The organism is Zhongshania sp. (assembly GCF_041584495.1).
GTDB lineage: Bacteria > Pseudomonadota > Gammaproteobacteria > Pseudomonadales > Spongiibacteraceae > Spongiibacter.
The window spans coordinates 1-2,361 of sequence record NZ_JBFHDY010000245.1; the positions used below are offsets into that span (position 1 = coordinate 1).

Sequence of the window (2,361 nt, forward strand, 5' to 3'; positions counted from 1 at the left end):
ATGCCGCGACTATTCCAAATGGGCCGCACGCCGAGCAGCTTCATGCCAAAGGCAATCATCGCGCCCTCGTCGCGCACGGCGTCGGAGGCCCATAAAATAATGCCCTGCTTATTATTGGCAATATCGGTATTGGCAAGGGCGACCCCAGACTCGCCAGCCAGTACTTTGGCGGCCAATGCTGTGCCGACCTCAACCCCAACGCGGGTGGGTAAAAGGCTGCCGTCCAGTGCATAAAAATTGCGGCCGGTGGGCAGGGCCTCTGGGGTGCGAATGGGATCATTGCCTTTGCCGGGCGCCACAAACTGGCCCTTAAGGCCGTTGAGTAGGGCGCGCATTTCAGCGGCGGGTGAGGCGCTGAGTTTACTCAGCCAGTCGCTGCGCTTGCTGCTGTTGGCGGATTCACCCTGCAGCATGGAATTGAGCATGGTGTCGATGGCTTTGGGCTGCCAGTCGCGGCCAAACACATGCAGGCCCAAGGGCATAAATTGCTCTTGGAGCTTGGTGAGGTAGTGGCCAATTTCGTGGAGTAAAAAGTCGTCGTCAATCTCATCAAAGCCCACGCCGCGCACTTGTAGCTCTTCGTCCATGCTGGCGATAAGTTCGTCGCGTAAATTAAACTCATCTACCTTGCGGCGCAGGGTTTCTATGGCGCGGGCTTTGGTGCTGCCATCGCTGGCGGCTTCGGCGCTTTCAATTAGCTGCCGCAGTTCCAGCAGCTTGTCGTATAGCTCGGTGGCGGCAAGTGGCGGCGTGAGGTGGTCGACCATGACCGCTAAGCCCCGGCGTTTGGCCTGAATGCCTTCGCCAACGCCATCGACAATATAGGGGTAGATACCCGGTAAATCGCCAGCTGCAATACTGGGGTAGTCACTGGATGAAAGCCCCACGCTGCGCTTGGGCAAAAATTCATAGGTAGAGTGGCGACCAAGGTGAACAAGGGCGTCGGCTTTAAACACCTCCTGCAAATAATGGTAAAAAGCCAAATACTGGTGCGGTGGTGGAAAGGACATATTGGCGTGCAGCAGTTCTTCGTTTAACTCCCAGCCCCGCGGTGGCTGGGGGCCAAGAAAAACATTGCCGAATTGCACCCCTGGGATCAGTACCTTGTTGTCCCACACCATGACCTTGCCGGGCGCTTTGCCCCAGCCGCGAATACCTTCAATCCCCATGTCGATTAAGGCGCGGTTGAGTTCTTGGCTGGCTTGCCAGTTTAGGCTTTGGCCGCTGGCCGCCTGTGTTAATAAATTCTGATATTCGCCGCCCAACTGGGCGAGTAAATCTAAGGCGCGGCTGCGACCGGTGTGGCGCACACCATCTAAGGCGTGGTGTAAATCGGTGAGGGTGTTTTCCATACGGGCGCGAATTAGCGCTAAGTGATCTTGGCGCTCGGTAACCGAGCTGAGCTCGGCCAGCGCGACCAATTGGGTCTGTAAACTTTGCTGTAATTCGCCGAGTGGGCCGTTGACCATTTCTGCGCGCACCGCTGGCGGCAGGGTGTTAAACCATTGCTGGTAGGCTTGGCTGGAGACGGAATTAATTTGCCCTGACATGGCTGCTAGCGCTGCGGCGTCTTCGGGTAAATTCACGCCTTTGGCTTGGAGTAGGTCTAGCAGTGCTTCAGCATCGGCGGGCAGTTCACCAGTGTTATAGCCAGCCGTGCGCAGGGCGCGGAGTATTTCGAGTAGGCTCTCTGGCACGTTGAGATTATCGGCGCCAATATTGTGACGGCCAGGGGGGTGGTTGTAATACACCACGGCAATGCGTTTGCCGGCATTGGGTTTTTCTTGCAGGCTTAGCCAGCGGGCTAGCCGCCGTGTTTGGCGCTGGATTTCATCGGCGAGGGGTTCGCTGCGGTAAACGCTGGCGCCGGTGCGCGGGTCGATTTTGGCGGTGGCGGCTAGCGCTAACACTTGGGGTTGGGACACCCCTTGCAGCTCGGGCATGGCCACGCGGTAGTGTACTGAGTCGCGGGGAATACCCTCGGCGGAGAGCTGCCACTGGGCGCTAGACCACTCGCTGATGCGAATGCCTTTTAATATTGGCAACTTGAGTTCTTCTAAAATCGCGGTTACCGCTTCGCGACCCTCGCCGCCGCCAATCACAAAATCTTGCAGGGCAATAATGGCCGCAGGGCTATTTTTAAGTGGGCCACGCATGGCGGTTTGAATGGTTTCTAACGCCGCGACACTGGGTTGGCCCCAAGCCGCCAACACCGAAATACACTGCCATGTTTGCGCTGCGCAAAGCTGCTGGTGCAAGGCCCAGTCGCCGCTTAAGTCGGCGGTGTCGTGGTCGATAATCCACACAGTGCGCTGTGCGGGCTTGAGTTGAGCATTTAACTCGGCGGCACTGAGCCAGTCG

Annotated in this window: 1 protein-coding gene; it reads right to left on the reverse strand. The window is 57.6% G+C overall.

The genetic code is table 11. From position 1 onward, the window contains the following. The coding region (locus ABYP33_RS18710; protein ID WP_373092813.1) for a cobaltochelatase subunit CobN at nt 1-2,361 on the reverse strand (2,361 nt) is incomplete at both ends.